A 16326-nucleotide genomic window follows, 5' to 3' on the forward strand; every position below is an offset into this window, starting at 1 on the left:
GGCGTGAGATTGACTGGATTTTCGGCTGAAAACTTTTCAAATGCCATCACGAGCCCCAGGTAGGCGGCGCCATACCGGTGGTCCACCACCTACCAGACGACAGAAACAGATCCTTCTGGACCCGGGTCAAGACAGCAGGTCAGCTGGATGTCACCATGCTCCGGTACCCACAATTCATCCGGCGACCGGCCCCCACACGCCACCCCCGCATCGGGTGGAGCGTGGCCGCCTGGACTGCCACCCAGGAGACCCCATGACCGCATCCCGCCTTCCCCTCACGCTGCTTCTTGCCGTCACCAGCCTCCTGTCCGCGTGCCGCAGCGACCCTGCCGCGCCCGCTCCGGTCCAGGCGGACGCCCGCCTGAGCGTCGCCGCGACCCCCACCCCGACCGAGACGATCGCCGCACCGAAACTCACCGACCTGACGAAGACGTACCCGGGCGGTGTGCAGCCCCGCACCCTGGCACTCGACAAGAGCGTCCCGCTGATCCTCATTCACGGCGTGGGTGGCTGGGGCCGCGACGAGGGCCTGGGCCTGCGTTACTGGGGCGGCCTGCTGGACGTCCAGGCCGACCTGCGCGCCCAGGGCTACACGGTGTACACCGCCAGCCTGGGCCCGGTCAGCAGCAACTGGGACCGCGCGGCGGAACTGTACGCGCAGATCAAGGGCGGCTGCGTGGACTACGGCGCGGCGCACGCCCAGGCGCAGGGGCACGCGCAGAAGGACACGAAGAAATGCTACGCCGGGTTCTATCCCGCCTGGGACGCCGCGCACCCCGTGAACCTGCTGGGGCACTCCATGGGCGGGCAGACGGCGCGCCTGCTCGTGAAACTGCTGGATGATGGGGACGCCGCGAACCGCGCCAGTGGCGGCCTGTTTGCCGGGGGCCGCGCCGGGTGGGTGCGCAGCGTCATGACGGTCAGCTCCCCGAACAGCGGCTCCCCGGCGGCGGACACGCTGCAGGACGCGATTCCCATGTTCAAGAACCTGATTCTGGCGTTCGCTGCCAGCGTCGGCAGTATCGACCCGGAGAACTTCGTGTACGACTTCGACCTGGGCCAGTGGGGCCTCAGTCGCGCGGCGGGCGAGGGCCTGAGCGCGTACAACACCCGCGTGTTCAACTCCTCCGTCTGGAAGTCTCGCGATCAGGCCGCGTGGGACCTGTCCGCGGACGGCTCGGCCGCGCTGAACACGTACGTGGGCCGCAGCCGCACCACGAAGTACTTCTCCTGGGAGACGAACGCCACCAGCCGGGGGCTCGTCACGGGCTGGCAGTACCCGAACCCCACCATGAACGCGGTCCTCTCCCCCATCGCGTACCCGTACGCGTGGCCGCTGAAACCGGGCCTGGGGAACATCAGCGGGCGCAGCCCCGGCGGGAGCGTCAGCTACGACAGCTCCTGGTGGGCGAACGACGGGATCGTCCCCAACCGCTCCATGAACGCACCGCTGGGCCAGAGCAGCGTGGCGTACACCGGGCAGCTCACCGCACCCGGCAGCTGGTACCGGCTGGGCCGCGTGGACGGGTACGACCACCTCGACATCACGGGGAACCTGTCGTTCCGGGACGTGAAAGCCTTCTACCGCAACCAGGCGGCGTTCCTGGCCGGGCAGTGAGGCCAGGAACCGAGCAGGAGGGATGAACCACACCGTATGAGCTGATGCCAACGCAACGACTCCCCACGAGAGATCATGTGAGGAGTCGTCTGCTGGCGTGAAAGGCCGGGTGCGGGGATGCCGCCGGATGTTCACGTCTGTGCCTCATGCCAGGATGGGTTCCGGAATGTTCAGGGAGGTCGGGACTTCCAGCACCACGCCGCTGCCGTACGGCGCGTGAATCAGGTCCGTTCCCCCTGCGGCCTGCCTGAGCTTGGACCGGAGGCGGGCCAGATGGGAGTTGAGCGTGGTCAGTTGCGGCGCGTGCCCACTGGGCCAGCAGGCGTCCAGCAGGTCCTGCCGGGAGAGGCGCTGCCCGCTGTTGGCGGTCAGGTGTTCCAGCAGGCGGTACTCGGTTTCGCTCAGGGGCACTTCCTCGGCACCAACCTGGCAGGCCCGCGCAGCGGGCAGCAGGGCCAGGGGACCGTGGTAGATCGGGGTGGCGCCCGGCGCGGTCCGCACCTGCACGCGCATCCGGGCCAGCAGTTCCCGCCAGGCGCAGGGCCGCACCACGTAATCGACCGCTCCGGCATCCATGAACGCCAGTTTGAGTTGCAGGTCGCCGTTCCCGGTGAGCAGGATGACGGGGGGGTGGATGGGCCGCTCGAGGTGCAGCTGTTTCAGGAAGTCCAGGCCGTCACGGTCGGGCAGGCGGGTGTTCATCAGGATCAGCGAGGGGGGGTGTTCCGTGAGCTGCTGCCAGCCCTCGCGGGCGGTGGTAGCGACTGCCACCAGATACCCGTGCGAGGTGAGGCGCCGCAGCGCGGCCTGGACGGCCGGGTCCTCGTCCAGGATGAGCAGGCGGGTGGGCATGACGCTCTCCTTGTCGCGCACGTGAGGAACGCGCCGCACCCCCGTTTCGGGAGGCGTCGGCGCGTTCCGGGCCGGAGATCAGGGAATGACGGTGGTAGACTCGGCCTTGAAGTTGGTCTGCGCCTGGCCGCTGCTTTCAGCGGTGTTGTTCCAGCGCATGGTCTGCTGGTACTGACGGGCGACCGTGCCGGCGGGCGCGGTGACCTGCGTGCGGATCCAGAGCACACCACCGGGCGCCACGCGGAACGTGGGGTTCAGGGTGATGGTCTGCTGGCCGACGCCGCTGTTCGCGCTGACGGTGTACTGGGTGCCCAGGGTCAGCAGGGTGCTGCTGGCGTTCGTGTAGTCGCTGGTGACCGCGCCGGTCTGCGGGTCACGGGTGGGAGTGGCGTCGTAGTAGACCTGGGTGTTGCTGAAGTTGAAGATGCCCGGGGTCTGCTGGATGGGGTCGGTGGCACCGAAGTTGTAGATCAGGACGTTGTTCAGCGCACCTTCGTTCGAGGACGGCTCGACGCTCGCGGCGCTGGCCAGGATGGTGCCGGTGGCGTCGCCGCCGCGGATCGGGTCGACCGTGTCGGTCAGCTGCGTCTGCTCGGAGATGAACGAGGTGACGGTGACGCAGGCGCGGGCCTGACCGGTGCCGCCGTTGGTGCTGGTGTAGCTGCCGGTGTCGCAGTATTCGCCGCGGGGGGCGCCGGCGGGCACGGTGCTCGTGATGGTCAGGGTCAGGCTCTGGCCGGGGTTCAGGGTCAGCGCGGCGGGCACGGTGCTGACGGTGCGGGTGGTGGCGTCGTAGGTGACGCTGCCGGCCTGCGCGGTGCCGGACACGACGTAGCTGCCGCTGCCGAAGTTCATGAACGTGGTGTTCAGGTTGCCCAGCAGGTCCTTGACGGCGACGTTCGTCGCGGCGGCGGATCCGTTGTTGGTGACCGTGATGACGCTCTGGTAGCTGCTGCCGGGGGTCAGCTGGTTGATGGCCGGCTGGTTGGGTGCCGCCTGGTTGAGCTTGGTGATGGCCAGGGCGGGCGACGCGACCTTGAAGCAGGGAATGTCGGACGTGCCGGTGAGGGCCGAGCCGTTGTTGCTGGTCGCGGTGAAGGTACCCTGGTCGCAGTAGGTGCCGTCGACGCTGCCGGTCGCGGCGAACGTGAAGGTCTGCGAGGCGCCCGCGGCGAGGTTGAACGCGGCGGAGGTGAAGCCGTCATTGCCGTTGTTGGTGACGGCGACGGTCTGCGGGGCGGTGGCGACGGTGCCGGTGATGGCGTAGTTGGCGGCGACGGTGTTCTGTGCCAGCGCGTCGGTCACGACCACGTTCGTCGCGGGGGCGTTCCCGCCGTTGCTGACGGTGATGCGGGCGTAGACGGGAGTGTTCGGGGCGACGGTGACGCCGCTCGCGATGGGCGTGAAGGCGCCGGCCGCGTCGACGGTACCGAGCGTCTTGACGATGTTGACCGTGGGCGCCGTGACCGTGAGGCAGGCTTCGTCGGACAGGTTGGGGGTGACGGTGCCGAACGCACCGTTGTTGTAGGAGACGATGGTCGCCACGTCGCAGTACACGCCGACCGCGCTGGCCTGCGCGGGGAAGGTGAAGGTGCGGCTCGCGCCGGGGGCCAGGTCGAAGGCCACGTCGAAGCCGTCGGTGGCGTTGGCGGTGGTGCTGGCGGGCGCGGTGATGCTGTACGCGGCGGCGTTTCCGGAGCGCAGGACGTCGTTCAGGCGGATGTTCGTGGCAGGACCGGCGCCGGTGTTGGACACGGTGATCGAGAAGTTCTGCGCCTGGTTGATGCCGGCCTGGTTGTTGTCAGGCGTCTTGGTGATGGTCAGGCGGGCGCTGGGGGCGAAGGTCTTGTTCAGGAACTGCTTGGTCACTTCCGTGCCATTCACGTACGCGATGGCGCGGACGCGGGCGGTGGCCTGCGTGGTCACGGCGGGGTCGTGGTTCAGCGTGGTCCAGGTGAAGCCGTTGGTGTCGGGCGTGTTCACGCCGGTCACGTTGTACAGCGGGTACTGGGTGCTGCTGGGGAAGCGAGCGTTCGTCCCGGTCGAGCTGTTGGTGTACGTGTTGGCGCTCATGGCGTTGTCGTTGATGTCCTGCCCGGTGATGGGCGCGCCGGAAGGCTGACCGCCGTCGTCCGCGGCGGAGAAGCGCACGTTGCCGGTCTGCTCCAAGATGTCCCAGCGGACGTTCGCGCCCACGATGGGGTAGATCCTGCCGTCAGCGGCCTTGAAGCCCACGTAGCCGCCGGCGACGTTCTGGCTGTTCAGGGGAGCGACTTCGTCCTGCTCACCGGCGGTGGGGGCCGCGGGGGTGCCGATGGTGCCCACCAGAGCGGGGTCAAGACCGGCGTTGGCTTCGTTCTCCATCCAGGCGTAGAACACGAAGCGGGTGCCGGCGTTGTTCAGGTCGTCCTTGGTGATGGCGATCATCTTGCCGCTGGCGTCCATATAGTACGCGCCCGAGACGGTGTTGGCAGCCAGGGTGGGGTAGGCGAGGTTGCTGCTGCCGCCAGACACGATGGTGAAGTTCTGGGTGTTGGGCTGGAAGCCGTCCTTGCTGTACGTGGCCGTGTAGGTGCCAGGAGCCAGGGTGGAGTAGCCCGTGGAGGGAATGATGTTGCCGCTGCTGTCGCGGATGGTCAGCGTGTAGCCGTTGGGGTTGGCGGGAAGGTTGACGCTGCCGGTGGTGACGACGGGCGTAGTGGGGGTGGGGGTGGTGCTGCCGCCACCGCAGGAGGCAAGGAGCAGGACACTCGTAAGGGCCGCGATACCGACTTTCATCTTGTTGTTCATGTGTGCGCCTCCCAGGCATGAATCAACGCATCCCGGCCCTCTCTGAAGGCAGGATGAGTCACTTCGTGGTGGAGCTTGAAGTGGTTGACTGCTTCATTAACCCATTGATGCAAGGTCGGCTTATGAGCCCAGTCTCCATGAGAGGTTCAACTGACGTTCAGCTGGGATTTAGGTCTGATGACAAGTTGCAAAACGTGAACATTATTGTTTATAATCTTTATTCCAAACTCATAATTTATCAGTTTGATTTCTGGAAGACCTCAGAAATTAAATGCAGTTCTCTTCACGCAACAAGCATTGAGGAGGCGGTCCTGAGCCCGATTGTGAGAGCTTTCGCCTGTTTTGCAATTTCCATCACAATTTTCAGACTCATCTCTCGAAGCAGCACGAGTAACACAGTCGTCACTTTCATCGAAAAGGGCACATCCGCGCAGAGGACAAAAAAATGACCTCCGATCTTCTCGAAGGTCATCTGGTGGTGCCGGTGAGGGGACTCGAACCCCTACGGTTTCCCGCTCGATTTTGAGGTCGTTAGGAGCGCCCAGGCAGCGGCAGATGCGTCAACACCGGCATTTTACGGTCTCTGGTTGCCCCCGTAAAGCGCGGGCGGCACTCGATTCGGGCACTGGGACCTGAGGCGCGTCGGCGGGCGCTGATGGACGCCAGAGCGGGGGCATCTGCCGAGTACGGAGAAGCCCCGTGCACAGGCGCCTGTGCACGGGGCGGGGGAGTGGGCCTCACTTCCAGATCTCACCGTCTCGGATGCGCTTGATGGCACCAGGGGTCACGCCGTACTGCGCGGCCAGTTCGGTCAGCAATCCATGGCGCGTGGGCAGGGACCTGATGTGATCGACGTCCCGGCGCGAGAGCTTGGCGCGTCCGTTGCGCTCACCGCTGGGTCCACCCTTGCCGGTCTTCCGGCCCTTGCTGACCATGTCGGCCATGTTCTCGTCGTGGGTGCCGGCGAACAGGTGTTCTGGGTTGACGCAGCGTGGGTGGTCACAGGTGTGGCAGGCGACCTGACCGGCGCTCAGGGGACGGCCGTGCAGCGCGAGGGAGAGGTGACTGGCCTGGTACGCGTAGGCCCCGTCCTTGGTGGTGATCTTGGCCACGGCGTAGCGGCTGCCGGGGCTGACGGTCCAGATCCAGCAGCCGGTGTCGGGGTCGATGTCGTAGGAGCGGTGGAAGCGGGCGGTGGTGCGCGGGAGGTCTTTGATCTGATCAGTGGTCAGGGGCGATTTCATGACTCGGTTGTCGCACTGTCTACCACTGCGAACATGAGCAAAAATGCGTGTGGTACGCACTTTTCGGGAATCTATCCCGTGTTGAACCAGATGGATTGACGGGCATGCTTTCTCATGCGTGGTGCGCTATTTGCACTGAGTACAAATGCCCGGCCTGCGCGCGTGGAGGCAGAGGTATAGAGGTTGCCTTCAAAAAGCGGGGCATGTGGCAATGGACCGAATTGTGGGTTGATACGCTGTCTGTGTCACACAACGAGGGACGCGGGGCCTTGAATTGGCGGGATCACATGCGTGACGATCATCCTCTGCGGGTGTAGGAACCTGTCAGAGACAACCTCGTACCCTCACATTGGGAGGCCAACATGCCAGTTATCGACCATATCGCTCAGCCCGACTCCGCCGTGATCCGCGAGCTCCTCCTGAAGTGCTTCGCTGGAAGCACCGAGCCTAAGGAGCCCCAGCAGTGCCTTCAGAGTGTCCTCTCTACCCACCGGTCTGTCTCCCATGACCGTGCAGTCGGCGTGATGTGGAGCATGATCAACGACGGCGAGCTCAGCATGCAGCCGGATCGTCGACTCACCTTGTCCCAGCGCTTGGTGTCTTGGAATCAGGCACGCGTACTTTGACGACGGAACCTATCCAGCCAAGTCGCTTGCAGCGGTTCACGCCTGAGCGCCCACTTGCACAGACGAGGGTGAATGATCCTCGTACGCCAGAGCAGCACGACCGCGATCGCGTCTTACACACCGACGAGTTCCGGCGCCTGGCTGGCATTACGCAGGTCATCACTCCTACAGGTCACTCGTTCCACAACCGTCTGACGCACTCGCTTGAAGTGGCCCAGATCGCCCGTCGGCTCTCCGAGAATCTGGCGGCGCAAGCCCCTGAGAAGCACCGTGGCGCGATCAACCCAGACGTTGTGGAGACTGCCGCACTGATCCATGACCTTGGACACCCTCCATTCGGCCACGTGGGCGAAGAGATGTTGGATGCCTTGGGTCAAGCAGCCGGTCTTGAGGATGGCTTTGAAGGGAACGCACAGTCTTTTCGTATCGCAACGAGGATTGCTGTCCACAAAGCCTCTTACCTCGGACTTGGTCTAACCCGGGCAACGCTGAACGCGTCGCTGAAATACCCGAACTTGCGCGGACCAAAGCCGCCTCAAGGCAGGGACGACAAGCGGGCGAAGAAGTTGTACAAGAAGTTCGGTGCTTATACCGACGATGCAGAGGCGTTCGCTTTTGCGCGTGAGCTCTCTGCTGATGACTCGCCAAGCATCGAGGCGCAAATCATGGATTATGCTGATGATATCGCCTACTCCATGCATGACTTGGTTGATTTCTACAGGGCAGGTATAATTCCCATTGCCGATCTTGTGGATAATCTCAATCAGTTCTTCGATGCCCACAAAGAGCATTTCCTGCCCAGTGAGTATGAGCACAAAGAGGATGAAGCGCTTGAGATTGTTAGGCGTATCTTCGACATGATGCCCCGTTCGATGTTCAGGGGCGACCATGAAGCGAAGGCGCGTCTTCGTGACTTTATGTCAGCGCACATCACCGCGTACAGCCAGCTGAGCATAGATTGGAATCAGCCAACCCCGCAGCTGATTATCTCCGCTGAGCACCGGCTGGAGCTGGCCTTCCTGAAGCGCATCATCTGGGAGTACGTCATTCTCCGGCAGCAGTTGGCAAGCCAGCAAGCAGGGCATAGGCGCATCATCACTGTCCTGTTCGATACGTACCTTGATGCGGTGGAGCAAGCCGCGAAGAAGGGCTCCCACAGCCTGATTCCGCCTGGCTTTGCACACGAGGCCTGCCTTGGAGAGAGCCCCGCAGAAGGCGTGCCGCATCATCCCGCCCACGTCCGCTTGGCCATCGACATCGTGTCAAGCCTGTCGGACGCGCAGGCGCAGGCCATCTACCTCCGAGTGACGGGTATTAACCCGGGTCAAATTACCGACAACATCTTCTACTGAATCCAACGAAAATGCCGCATGGTTCATCAACGCCGAGGCGGGCGCCTGATCAGGCGCCCGCCTCGGCGTTTCGGGACTTACTTCTTGACGCGCAGGCTCATCAGGCCGTCGGGTTCAGTCCGGTACCACACGTCCGTGTTCCACGCGACCGAGTGGATCAACTTGCGTGCTGCGGTCGACTGCCGGTCTTCGAAGGCAGTCAGGAAGCGCACGCCCTCTTCTTCGAATCCGCATTCGAGGGCGAGTGCCAGCAGTTCGCGGCGGCGGCGCTCGGTGATGGCGCCGTCAGTGTGAACCACCTCGACGAAGGTAAGCACATGCGGGTCGACGTCGACGTCGATCAGGACGATATCCGGCAGCAGGCGCCCGATGTCGATTTTCAGGCCAGCGATGTCCAGAAGAAGCTCATCCCGGTAGTTCAACTTATTGCCGCTCTCGCTGATCAGCAGCACGTTGCTGTTCGGGGAGAAGCGGGGGATGTAGTCCTCAATCACACCCTGCGTGATCAGGCTGGACAGTCCGGGGCCCATCTGGTGGGTGGTGCCGTCAGGCATGCGGACGCGGACCGGGGTGCGGGCCTTGGCTTTGAACTGCTTGGTCAGCTTGGCCCGGCGCACAGCCGCCGTGCTCAGGTGGGCCTTCTGCCAGCTCTCGATCTGTTCGTCCGTGACGTTGCTGCTCTTCAGCAGCGTGGCGAAATCCAAGGCCAGGGCGTAGCGGGGGGCCGAGGAGGTCGTCACGATGCCGGGGCGCTCCACCACCGCCCCGATCTCGATCAGGCCGTTCCGCAGCACGTTGTCGCGGATGGTCTCGCGCGTGTTCTCGCGGTACCAGGCATCGGCTGCGGTCGGCCGGTCCTTGGGCTTAGTGGAGGAGACGGCCGCGTAGTAGGTCTCGCGGGACTCGTCGTCCGTCAGGGCGGCCTGGGTGTCCCCCATGCGGGTGACCAGGTGGGAGGGGCTGAACCAGCGGTTATTGCCCTCCACTTGGTCGCAGTACAGCATCGTGAACACGGTGCGCGCGGCCGCCTTGCTTACGAGGTCGGCCCGGGTGGCCAGGCTCTTCGGAATGAAGAGCTCGAGCTTGCTTTGGACGTAGTCCGGGTGCAGGTAGTCAGGTGTCTTCACCCCTGAAGGTTAACAGGTATTTCAGTGTTGTCCAGCATGGGATGAACTACCTGATTACCTGCACCGTTCCAGTAATACCCTCCCACGGTATCTTCGATCTCCTGATCCGTCGCCCCAGCCGCCATTAACGCCGCCAGCTCCATCAGCTGCTCATGTCTAGGCAGGGGCAGCGCTTCGAGCTCGTAGGCACTCACGGCCACGCTGCCGCTCATGCAGCGGAACACATCGTCCACCGCGCGGGTGTTCAGCAGCCGGGCGATGGCCTCCAGCGGCACGTTCTCGCGGGTCGGCAGCAGCATATTCACGTGGTTCTCCACCACCGCGCCGCCGTGCTCCGCCAGGAACGCGGCCGGGACCGCGGCGCAGATCAGGCGCCTATGCTGTTCCTTCGAGGTCGTCCGCTGCATCAGGATGGCCGGCTGCTCCAGGACCAGGTGCTCCTGACCGGGGCGCAACCGGATGAACCGGCTGTGCGTGGACCGGTCGGTGCGGAACGCGAACGTTCCGTTCTGGACGGCCTCCCCCCACAGGATCGGCAGCGAGCGGTGATCGGCGGCCGGCGCCTTCCAGTCGTTGCTGAGCTGCTCCTTGTGACGGTTCCAGACCAGCGGACCGGTGCTGACGGTCACGCCGTAGTCGCTCAGCCGAGTCGGCATGTGGGCCACGTGCCGCACCAAGCCGATCTGGGCGTGAACGCGGGGCACGATCCAGATATCCGACGGGTCGGCCGGCAGATCGATGTCCACCGCGTGCGGCTCGCCGGGCACGCGGACGTGGACGGTGGTGCGGGGCTGGCGCCGGGCCGGGTCCACCTTCTTGAGCGCCATCGTCGCCGCTTCCTGGAGCACGTCCTCGAACACCCCGCTGCGGGCCTCGATGACCTCCAGGTGCGTCAGGTCCCCGGCGCCGCGCAGGGTCGCGCGCAGAGCCTGGAAATAGGAGCCGGCCAGGAAGGACGTAGGCACCAGCAGCGAGACCACGCCCGTCTTCTTGGCCAGACGCAGGCAGAGGTCCGTGAACACGCCGTAGAGGTTGGCATGCCCACGCAGGCTGCGGGCGTACACGCCGCGCAGGTCGCCGTCGAGTGTCACCTTCCCATACGGTGGATTGGCCAGGACTACGCTGTACTGGCGACGGTGGGTGTGCCGGCGCAGGGCATCCCCGATGTACACGAAATCGTGCAGCGGGTACCCGGCGCGCTGGACGTCGTCGGCCACCGTGAGGCTGAGCATGATCCGCGTCACCCAGCCGCTGAACGCGTCGAGCTCGAACGCGGCCACGTGGTCATCCAGGTGGTCGATCAGCGCCGCGCCCATCAGGTAGGACCGGCGCTTGATCATCTGGACGGCCGGGATCAGCAGCGCACCGAAGCCCACAGCTGGGTCCACCACGTTGGCGCGGGTCCAGTCCACTCCAGGGCGATTGGCCATGTCGGTCAGCTGCTGGGCCAGGGCGGGCGGGGTGAAGAAGGCGCCACGTTCGCTCCTGATGGCCTGATCCATGTTCGCGGTGTAGACCGTACCGACGATGTGGCACACCTCGGGCATGCCCTGGTGGACCACGGCGCGGCGCAGGGTGCCCGCGACGGCGCGGGCGTCGGCGGTCATGGCGGCCACTTTGACGGGCGGGCGGGGCATCGGCACGCTGGAGCCGATCCGGTCAGCCCAGAGCCGGCGCAGGGCAGAGGTCACGATGGCCTGGGCCTGCGGGGTGCCGAGGGGACCGGCAGAAATGGCGCGCTGGGGGCGCGCGAGGGCACGAACGTTCACGGTGAGGTATTGTTGCATGCCCGGCGCCGGCGCCGTCCGGGTCATCTGATCTCCCCGTCGATATCGTCGAGCATGGCGTCCCAGACCTCGGTGCTCACCCCGGGAGGCGCGGGGGGCCGGACGTCCGGGCTGGCGGCCCGGCGCTCCTCGGCCAACTGTGCCACCCACGGGTTGAGTTCGCTGTACCACTCCACCTTCAGGCGTCGGCGCTCGCGCCAGGCCTCGCGGATGTTCTCGCGCAGGATCTCGGCGTCGGGGCGCTGGGGGTCGCGCATCAGCAGCAGCCTCCAGACCTCGGTGGCGTCGGTGTTCTGCCGCAGCTCGCGGGCAATCTCGTGCATCCTCACGCCGTTGATGCTATCACAGCTTGCATTCTGAGTACGAACAAGGTACGATGATCTTGTCTTCATGGGAGTCTCCTCACTCCACCCCGCGCCGGGCAACTGGCGCGGGGCTTTTCTCGTGCACCGCCAGCAGCGGATGGTCTCGCAGGATCACGCCGAGTTCCCGCGAGACCGCCAGGCAGGCCACGATCCAGTCCTCGCGGCCCGGCAGCACCAGCGGCTGCACCAGGTCACTTCCGCCCGTGACATGCAGCTCGCAGGCGCCGGTGTCGCGGATCAGCTGGATCCACGCGTCCTGCCCAGGGACAGCGCAGGCGGTCCAGTGCTCCCGGGGCGGCAGCGAGCGGACGCACATCTCCCCATGTGCGTAGCCGGCGATGATCAGGCCCGCAGCCACGCAGCGTCGGAGCGGCTGAGACAGGTCCCACTCGGGGTACTGCGCCGTTCCCATCAACCACTCCCGAACCACCATCTGCGCCACGTGCAGCGACGGGTCATCCAGCAGGCGCGGCGCCCATGGAGCGCTGGCGAGGCGCAGCAGGCTCAGCTCAGTGGTATGCGCGGTAATAGACTCAATCACGCCCCTGTTCTGTAACCGACTCACTGTGATCCTGTCCCAGTCTGAGTCCCTGGAATTCGCGCCAGACCAGCCACTCAGGAACCAGCGCCGTGATGTGGCGGATCGCGGCGCTGAACTCGGGACGAATCGGCACTTTCGGCGGGCGGGACTTGACCCCCGACATCCTGTGGAGGCTGTTGCTGTTCGTCGTAGCCACTCGCGCCTCCGGTGAGCACTGATCCAGCAGTCGGGCAGCCACGCGGGCCAGGCGAAGCTCAAGGTCAGTCCGGCCCTTGAGATCGCTCTCCGCTTTCAGTCGTTCCTCCAGGGTCACGACCTGTTCGGCCAGGGCCTTTCCTAGTTCTCGGTTGAGCGCACCTCGGGCGCGGTTACGGGGGCGGGGCACCCGGCCATTCTAGCCGCGCAGATCCTGGCCGCACAGGCTGTTCTGCATACCGGCCGCAGGTCATGGCCACGGCGCCGTGCAGAATCTGGGCCATCATCATCAGCCGCACTCGGACGCCAAACACACTGGCAGGGGTGATGGCCGGAGTGCAGGCCAAAAGCGATGGTCGAAATGAAGGCCAATTCGATGGCCAGGGTGCGGGCCGGTATGCAGTCCAGTATGCATGGCTGGACTGGGGAACGAAAAAGGCGCCCGCGCACCTGGAGGTCAGGGCGCGGGCGGTGAATTCGTGGGCGAGATGTTCTAGGTCAATTGAAGATACCCGGCCGGGTGTCTCATGGACGCCGAGCCCGGATGGCCTGGATCCTGGCCTGCTGATTGGCCTCGGCCTGGTCATCCGGCAGGCTCAGCGGGCGGGTCAGGGTGGTGCCGCCCGGTTCCACATGCCCGCGGATTCGCAGGCGATCGAGGGCGGCATTCCATACCGCGCGCAGGTCCGCAGCGGCGTGAACAGCCGCCCGTGGGATCACCCGCACGATGCTCTCAGGAGCCGCTGGGACGCCCTTACTTCCACGCAGAACCACTGCGGTCACGAGGTCAGCGCCGCCCGGTTGCAGGGCTCCCAACGGACTCTGTGCGCGCTCAGTCAGGGCCCGCGCGTCGTCCAACCAGCGCTGGAGTTCGGTGTGCCCCAGGGTGCCGTACAGGCTCTGGGTGAGCAGCTTCCCGCCCCTCTGGTGGCCCCAGTCGAGCTCGTTGTGGCAGCGGCTGCATAGGGCGCTGAGCCCCTCCAGGTTGTCTGGGTTGCTGCCGTAGTGCGCGACGTGCAGCACGCCCTGCACCTGAATCCTCACCGCGTCCTTCTGGCGGGTCTGGCGGTTCCATGGCGTGTTGAGGTAGACCCCCTGGTTCGGCATCCCGCAGTGGGCGCACCTGTGCTTCGAGGCCGCGCGGACGCTCCTCTTCAGCTCAGGGCTGAACTCCTCGGTGTAGCTGGACTTCAGGCCGCCTGCTTCCGTGCGGTGGAAGGCGGTGCTGGTCGGCAGCGGCGTTGGAGGGCTGAGCGGCGTCCGGGCGGCGCGCTCCTCGCCACGTTCCAGAATGCGGACCATCAGGGCCTCGAAGCGGGCCGGCTCCATCCCGTCATGCACAGCGGAGAGGTCGAACTGCGCACGGCCCTGGCGAGTGGTGTACAGCGCCCGGTCGATCCAGTAGGTCGCGTGTTGGGCGGCCGCTGGGATGTCGAGGTAGCGTGTCTGGAGATAGAACTGCCCGTCTGGCGTGGGCAGCAACTGGTTGCGTGTCGTGGTCATCGTGTCTCCGAATGTCGCTGATATGTCAGATTGCATGGTGAGAACAGTTAGATTCCCGGTTCTCTGTGGTCCTACCAGGAAGAAGCCCCGGGTCTCCCCGGGGCGTGCCCTTCAGCTGGCGTGGGCTCACCCCTTTGTGTTCAGTTCGGCGGCCTCCGCGCCGAACAGGACCGGCTGGTGCCAACTCGTCTTCTCTGGGGCTTCCTCTGCGGACACTGGCTCTGGCTGCGAGGGGCTCTGCGCTTCGGTCTCCGCTCTGGCCTGCGCTCTGGCCTGCGCCTTGGCGTTCTTCTCCGCAGCGTATTTCTGACGCCACTGCCGGTTGACGATCTCCTGGATCTGAAGGCCGGTCTCCTCATCGAAGGGCAGTGGGCGGTCCCTGAGGTTGTACGGCGGATTGAACCCGAACTCCTTGACGAACCAGAAGAACGCCTGGCCGGGCTTGCCGCTGCGGGTCTGCGTGGCGGCGTACTGCTGCATCTGCCGGTACAGCACGTACAGTCGCTCCTTGTCCGCCTTCAGCGCATCCCGGGCGGCTTTGGCGGCCTTCTTCTCGCGGCGCTCACGCTGAGCTGGTGTGAGGGCCTCCTCCTGGCGCCGCTCCCACTCGATCAGATCGGCGTCCAGCGCGGCCTGGTTCTCGGCCTCCCAGTTCTTGCTGCTGGCCACGGCCCCACAGGCCGGGCAGCGGGGGCCACCCTTCCAGGCATTCCCACAGGTGCAGGTGCGCTCAGTGTCGGACTTGCCCACCTTGCTCTTGCGGGTCTTGCCGTTGGTCTTATCCATCTCCAGTTCCCACGTCTCGTAATTCTCCACTGGGCCGAGCTCGTACATGGACCCCGTGTGGTCGACGATCAGGCAGTCGCTCTTGCCAGGCGCGGTCCGGAGCGCGCGTCCGGCAATCTGGAGCCAACGGGACACACTCTTGGTGGGCCGCATGATGAACACCGCGCCGACATCCGGCACGTCCACGCCCTCTGTGCAGACGTCGACGTTGCACAGGATCTGGATCTCGCCGCTTTTGAAGTCCGCCATGATCTGCTTGCGTTCGTCAAGATTGGTATCACCGTCGATATGCGCCGAGGCGGTGTACCCCGACAGCTTCAGGCGCTCCAGGACGGCCTGGCTGTGCTTGCGGGTGCAGTTGAAGATGATGATCTGACGGTCTGAGGCAATCCGGTTGATGGTGTCGATCAGGCTCCCGACAACCTGTGGCTTTTCAGCTTCTTTAGCGGCGTCTTCCAGGTCGTAATCTCCGGCGGTGGTCCGCAGGGCCTGGAGGTCGAACTCTGAGGGCACGTAGTAGGTCGGCTTGATCAGGTATCCGCCAGCGAAGGCCTGGGCGTAACTGAGCGTCTGGACCATCACGTCAAAGTCGCCCCCCAGGCCCCTGCCGTCGGTGCGAACCGGGGTTGCAGTCACGCCCAGGACGCGGCGGGGGGCCAGGGACTTGATCGATTTCCGGTACTTGTTGGACACAATGCGGTGCGCTTCGTCGACAATGCACAAGATGTTGTCCAGGTCGGACTGATCGAGGTAGTGCCCGAGGTGACCAGCGCTCTGAACGGTACTGACGATCACGCGGTTGTGCGGCTCCGGTCGGTGCTTGGACATCAGCTGGCCGATGAGCTCTGGGTCGACACCGCGGCCGATGTGCTCGGCCAGCTGCGAGATCAGTTCGAGGGTGTGGGCCATCGCAACAACGACGCCGCCCGCTTCGACGTGGCGCCGGGCAATCTCCGCGATGACCACGCTCTTCCCGGTGCCGGTGGGGAGGCGAACCAGGACGCGGCTGCGTCCGGCTTCCCAGTGCGCTTCGGTCTGGCTGATGGCGTCAACCTGGTAGGGGCGCAGGGTGGGCGCGCCGGTGGGTCGGCTGATCACAGTGGTCTCTTCGATACGTGGCGTGGCGATCAGCAGGCGCACGCTGCCGTGCGTCACCCAGCTGCGGGCCTGATCGGCGCGGTCGGGCATGACGTAGCCCACGCCGTCTGCTGCGCGGATCTCGTTGGTCCAGCCCCGGCGCTGAGCCCATTCGAACAGCTGGCTGTGAAGCACCTGCGGGTAGCGTGCACCTACCACGGTCTGCTCGGCGGCGCGGGCGCTGGCCAGGGCGGCTTTGAAGGCCTGCTGAGCTTCGGTCGGGTCCGTGACTGGGGCGTCGATCAGGCCGATGTCGGCCATGAGGGACAGGATGTCGTTCATGTTGGTTGCTTGGGTCTGGGTCTGCATGTGGGGATCTCCTCTGTGGGGCGCAGGTGGTCTTCAACACCTGATGCGATCTCTACTGATCACATGAGTACAGGTGTCGCTCAGGGGAAGCCGG

13 protein-coding genes and 1 tRNA gene are annotated in these 16326 nt (G+C 65.2%); 3 read left to right on the plus strand and 11 right to left on the minus strand.

Annotated elements, in window-relative coordinates; translation table 11 throughout:
- Positions 1-253: 253 nt before the first annotated feature.
- Positions 254-1618: an esterase/lipase family protein gene (locus IEY69_RS04540; RefSeq protein WP_189071909.1), complete on the plus strand. Its 1365-nt coding sequence runs from the start codon at positions 254-256 to the stop codon at positions 1616-1618.
- Between the two features lie 144 nt (positions 1619-1762).
- Here IEY69_RS04540 and IEY69_RS04545 read toward each other — a convergent pair whose 3' ends face one another.
- Together IEY69_RS04545 and IEY69_RS04550 are read right to left on the minus strand one after the other, a co-directional pair.
- Entirely contained in the window at positions 1763-2470 is a 708-nt protein-coding gene (locus IEY69_RS04545; RefSeq protein ID WP_189071910.1) for a response regulator transcription factor, read from the minus strand.
- A gap of 78 nt (positions 2471-2548) precedes the next feature.
- Positions 2549-5260: a COG1361 family protein gene (locus IEY69_RS04550; RefSeq protein WP_189071911.1), complete on the minus strand. Its 2712-nt coding sequence runs from the start codon at positions 5258-5260 to the stop codon at positions 2549-2551.
- 17 nt (positions 5261-5277) lie between these two features.
- Between IEY69_RS04550 and IEY69_RS04555 the strand changes: the two genes are divergently transcribed.
- Entirely contained in the window at positions 5278-5709 is a 432-nt protein-coding gene (locus tag IEY69_RS04555; RefSeq protein ID WP_189071912.1) for a hypothetical protein, read from the plus strand.
- Between the two features lie 27 nt (positions 5710-5736).
- On the opposite strand, the gene IEY69_RS04560 is transcribed toward IEY69_RS04555, so the two are convergent.
- Together IEY69_RS04560 and IEY69_RS04565 are read right to left on the minus strand one after the other, a co-directional pair.
- A tRNA-OTHER gene (locus tag IEY69_RS04560) sits at positions 5737-5831 on the minus strand.
- 166 nt (positions 5832-5997) lie between these two features.
- Complete coding sequence (locus IEY69_RS04565; RefSeq protein WP_189071913.1) at positions 5998-6504, minus strand: HNH endonuclease family protein; 507 nt, start codon at positions 6502-6504, stop codon at positions 5998-6000.
- 694 nt (positions 6505-7198) lie between these two features.
- Here IEY69_RS04565 and IEY69_RS04570 point away from each other — a divergent pair.
- Positions 7199-8482 carry a deoxyguanosinetriphosphate triphosphohydrolase family protein gene (locus IEY69_RS04570; protein WP_189071914.1) on the plus strand — a complete coding sequence of 428 codons (1284 nt, stop codon included), beginning with the start codon at positions 7199-7201 and terminating at the stop codon, positions 8480-8482.
- A gap of 77 nt (positions 8483-8559) precedes the next feature.
- Here the strand turns inward: IEY69_RS04570 and IEY69_RS04575 are convergent, their stop codons facing one another.
- The 7 genes from IEY69_RS04575 to IEY69_RS04605 all read right to left on the minus strand — a co-directional run bounded on the left by IEY69_RS04575 (position 8560) and on the right by IEY69_RS04605 (position 16232).
- Positions 8560-9609, minus strand: a complete 1050-nt coding sequence (locus tag IEY69_RS04575) for a BsuBI/PstI family type II restriction endonuclease (RefSeq protein ID WP_189071915.1) — start codon at positions 9607-9609, stop codon at positions 8560-8562.
- Positions 9606-11396, minus strand: a complete 1791-nt coding sequence (locus tag IEY69_RS04580; protein ID WP_189071916.1) for an Eco57I restriction-modification methylase domain-containing protein — start codon at positions 11394-11396, stop codon at positions 9606-9608. The genes IEY69_RS04575 and IEY69_RS04580 overlap by 4 nt, the downstream gene beginning before the upstream one ends.
- A gap of 23 nt (positions 11397-11419) precedes the next feature.
- The gene (locus tag IEY69_RS04585; RefSeq protein WP_189071917.1) at positions 11420-11725 is read right to left on the minus strand and encodes a hypothetical protein; all 306 of its coding nucleotides are present in this window, start codon (positions 11723-11725) and stop codon (positions 11420-11422) included.
- A 73-nt stretch (positions 11726-11798) separates the two neighbouring features.
- Positions 11799-12302 (minus strand): hypothetical protein, encoded by a 504-nt coding sequence (locus IEY69_RS04590; protein ID WP_189071918.1) that lies wholly within the window; start codon positions 12300-12302, stop codon positions 11799-11801.
- A complete protein-coding gene (locus IEY69_RS04595; RefSeq protein ID WP_189071919.1) occupies positions 12295-12687 on the minus strand; it encodes a hypothetical protein in 393 nt (130 codons plus the stop codon). Before IEY69_RS04595 ends, IEY69_RS04590 begins: the two co-directional genes overlap by 8 nt.
- Positions 12688-13022: 335 nt before the next feature.
- Complete coding sequence (locus IEY69_RS04600; protein ID WP_189071920.1) at positions 13023-14000, minus strand: HNH endonuclease; 978 nt, start codon at positions 13998-14000, stop codon at positions 13023-13025.
- A 126-nt stretch (positions 14001-14126) separates the two neighbouring features.
- Positions 14127-16232, minus strand: a complete 2106-nt coding sequence (locus IEY69_RS04605) for a DEAD/DEAH box helicase (RefSeq protein ID WP_189071921.1) — start codon at positions 16230-16232, stop codon at positions 14127-14129.
- Between the last annotated feature and the right edge of the window lie 94 nt (positions 16233-16326).

The sequence above is a fragment of the Deinococcus sedimenti genome, from assembly GCF_014648135.1.
Lineage (GTDB): Bacteria > Deinococcota > Deinococci > Deinococcales > Deinococcaceae > Deinococcus > Deinococcus sedimenti.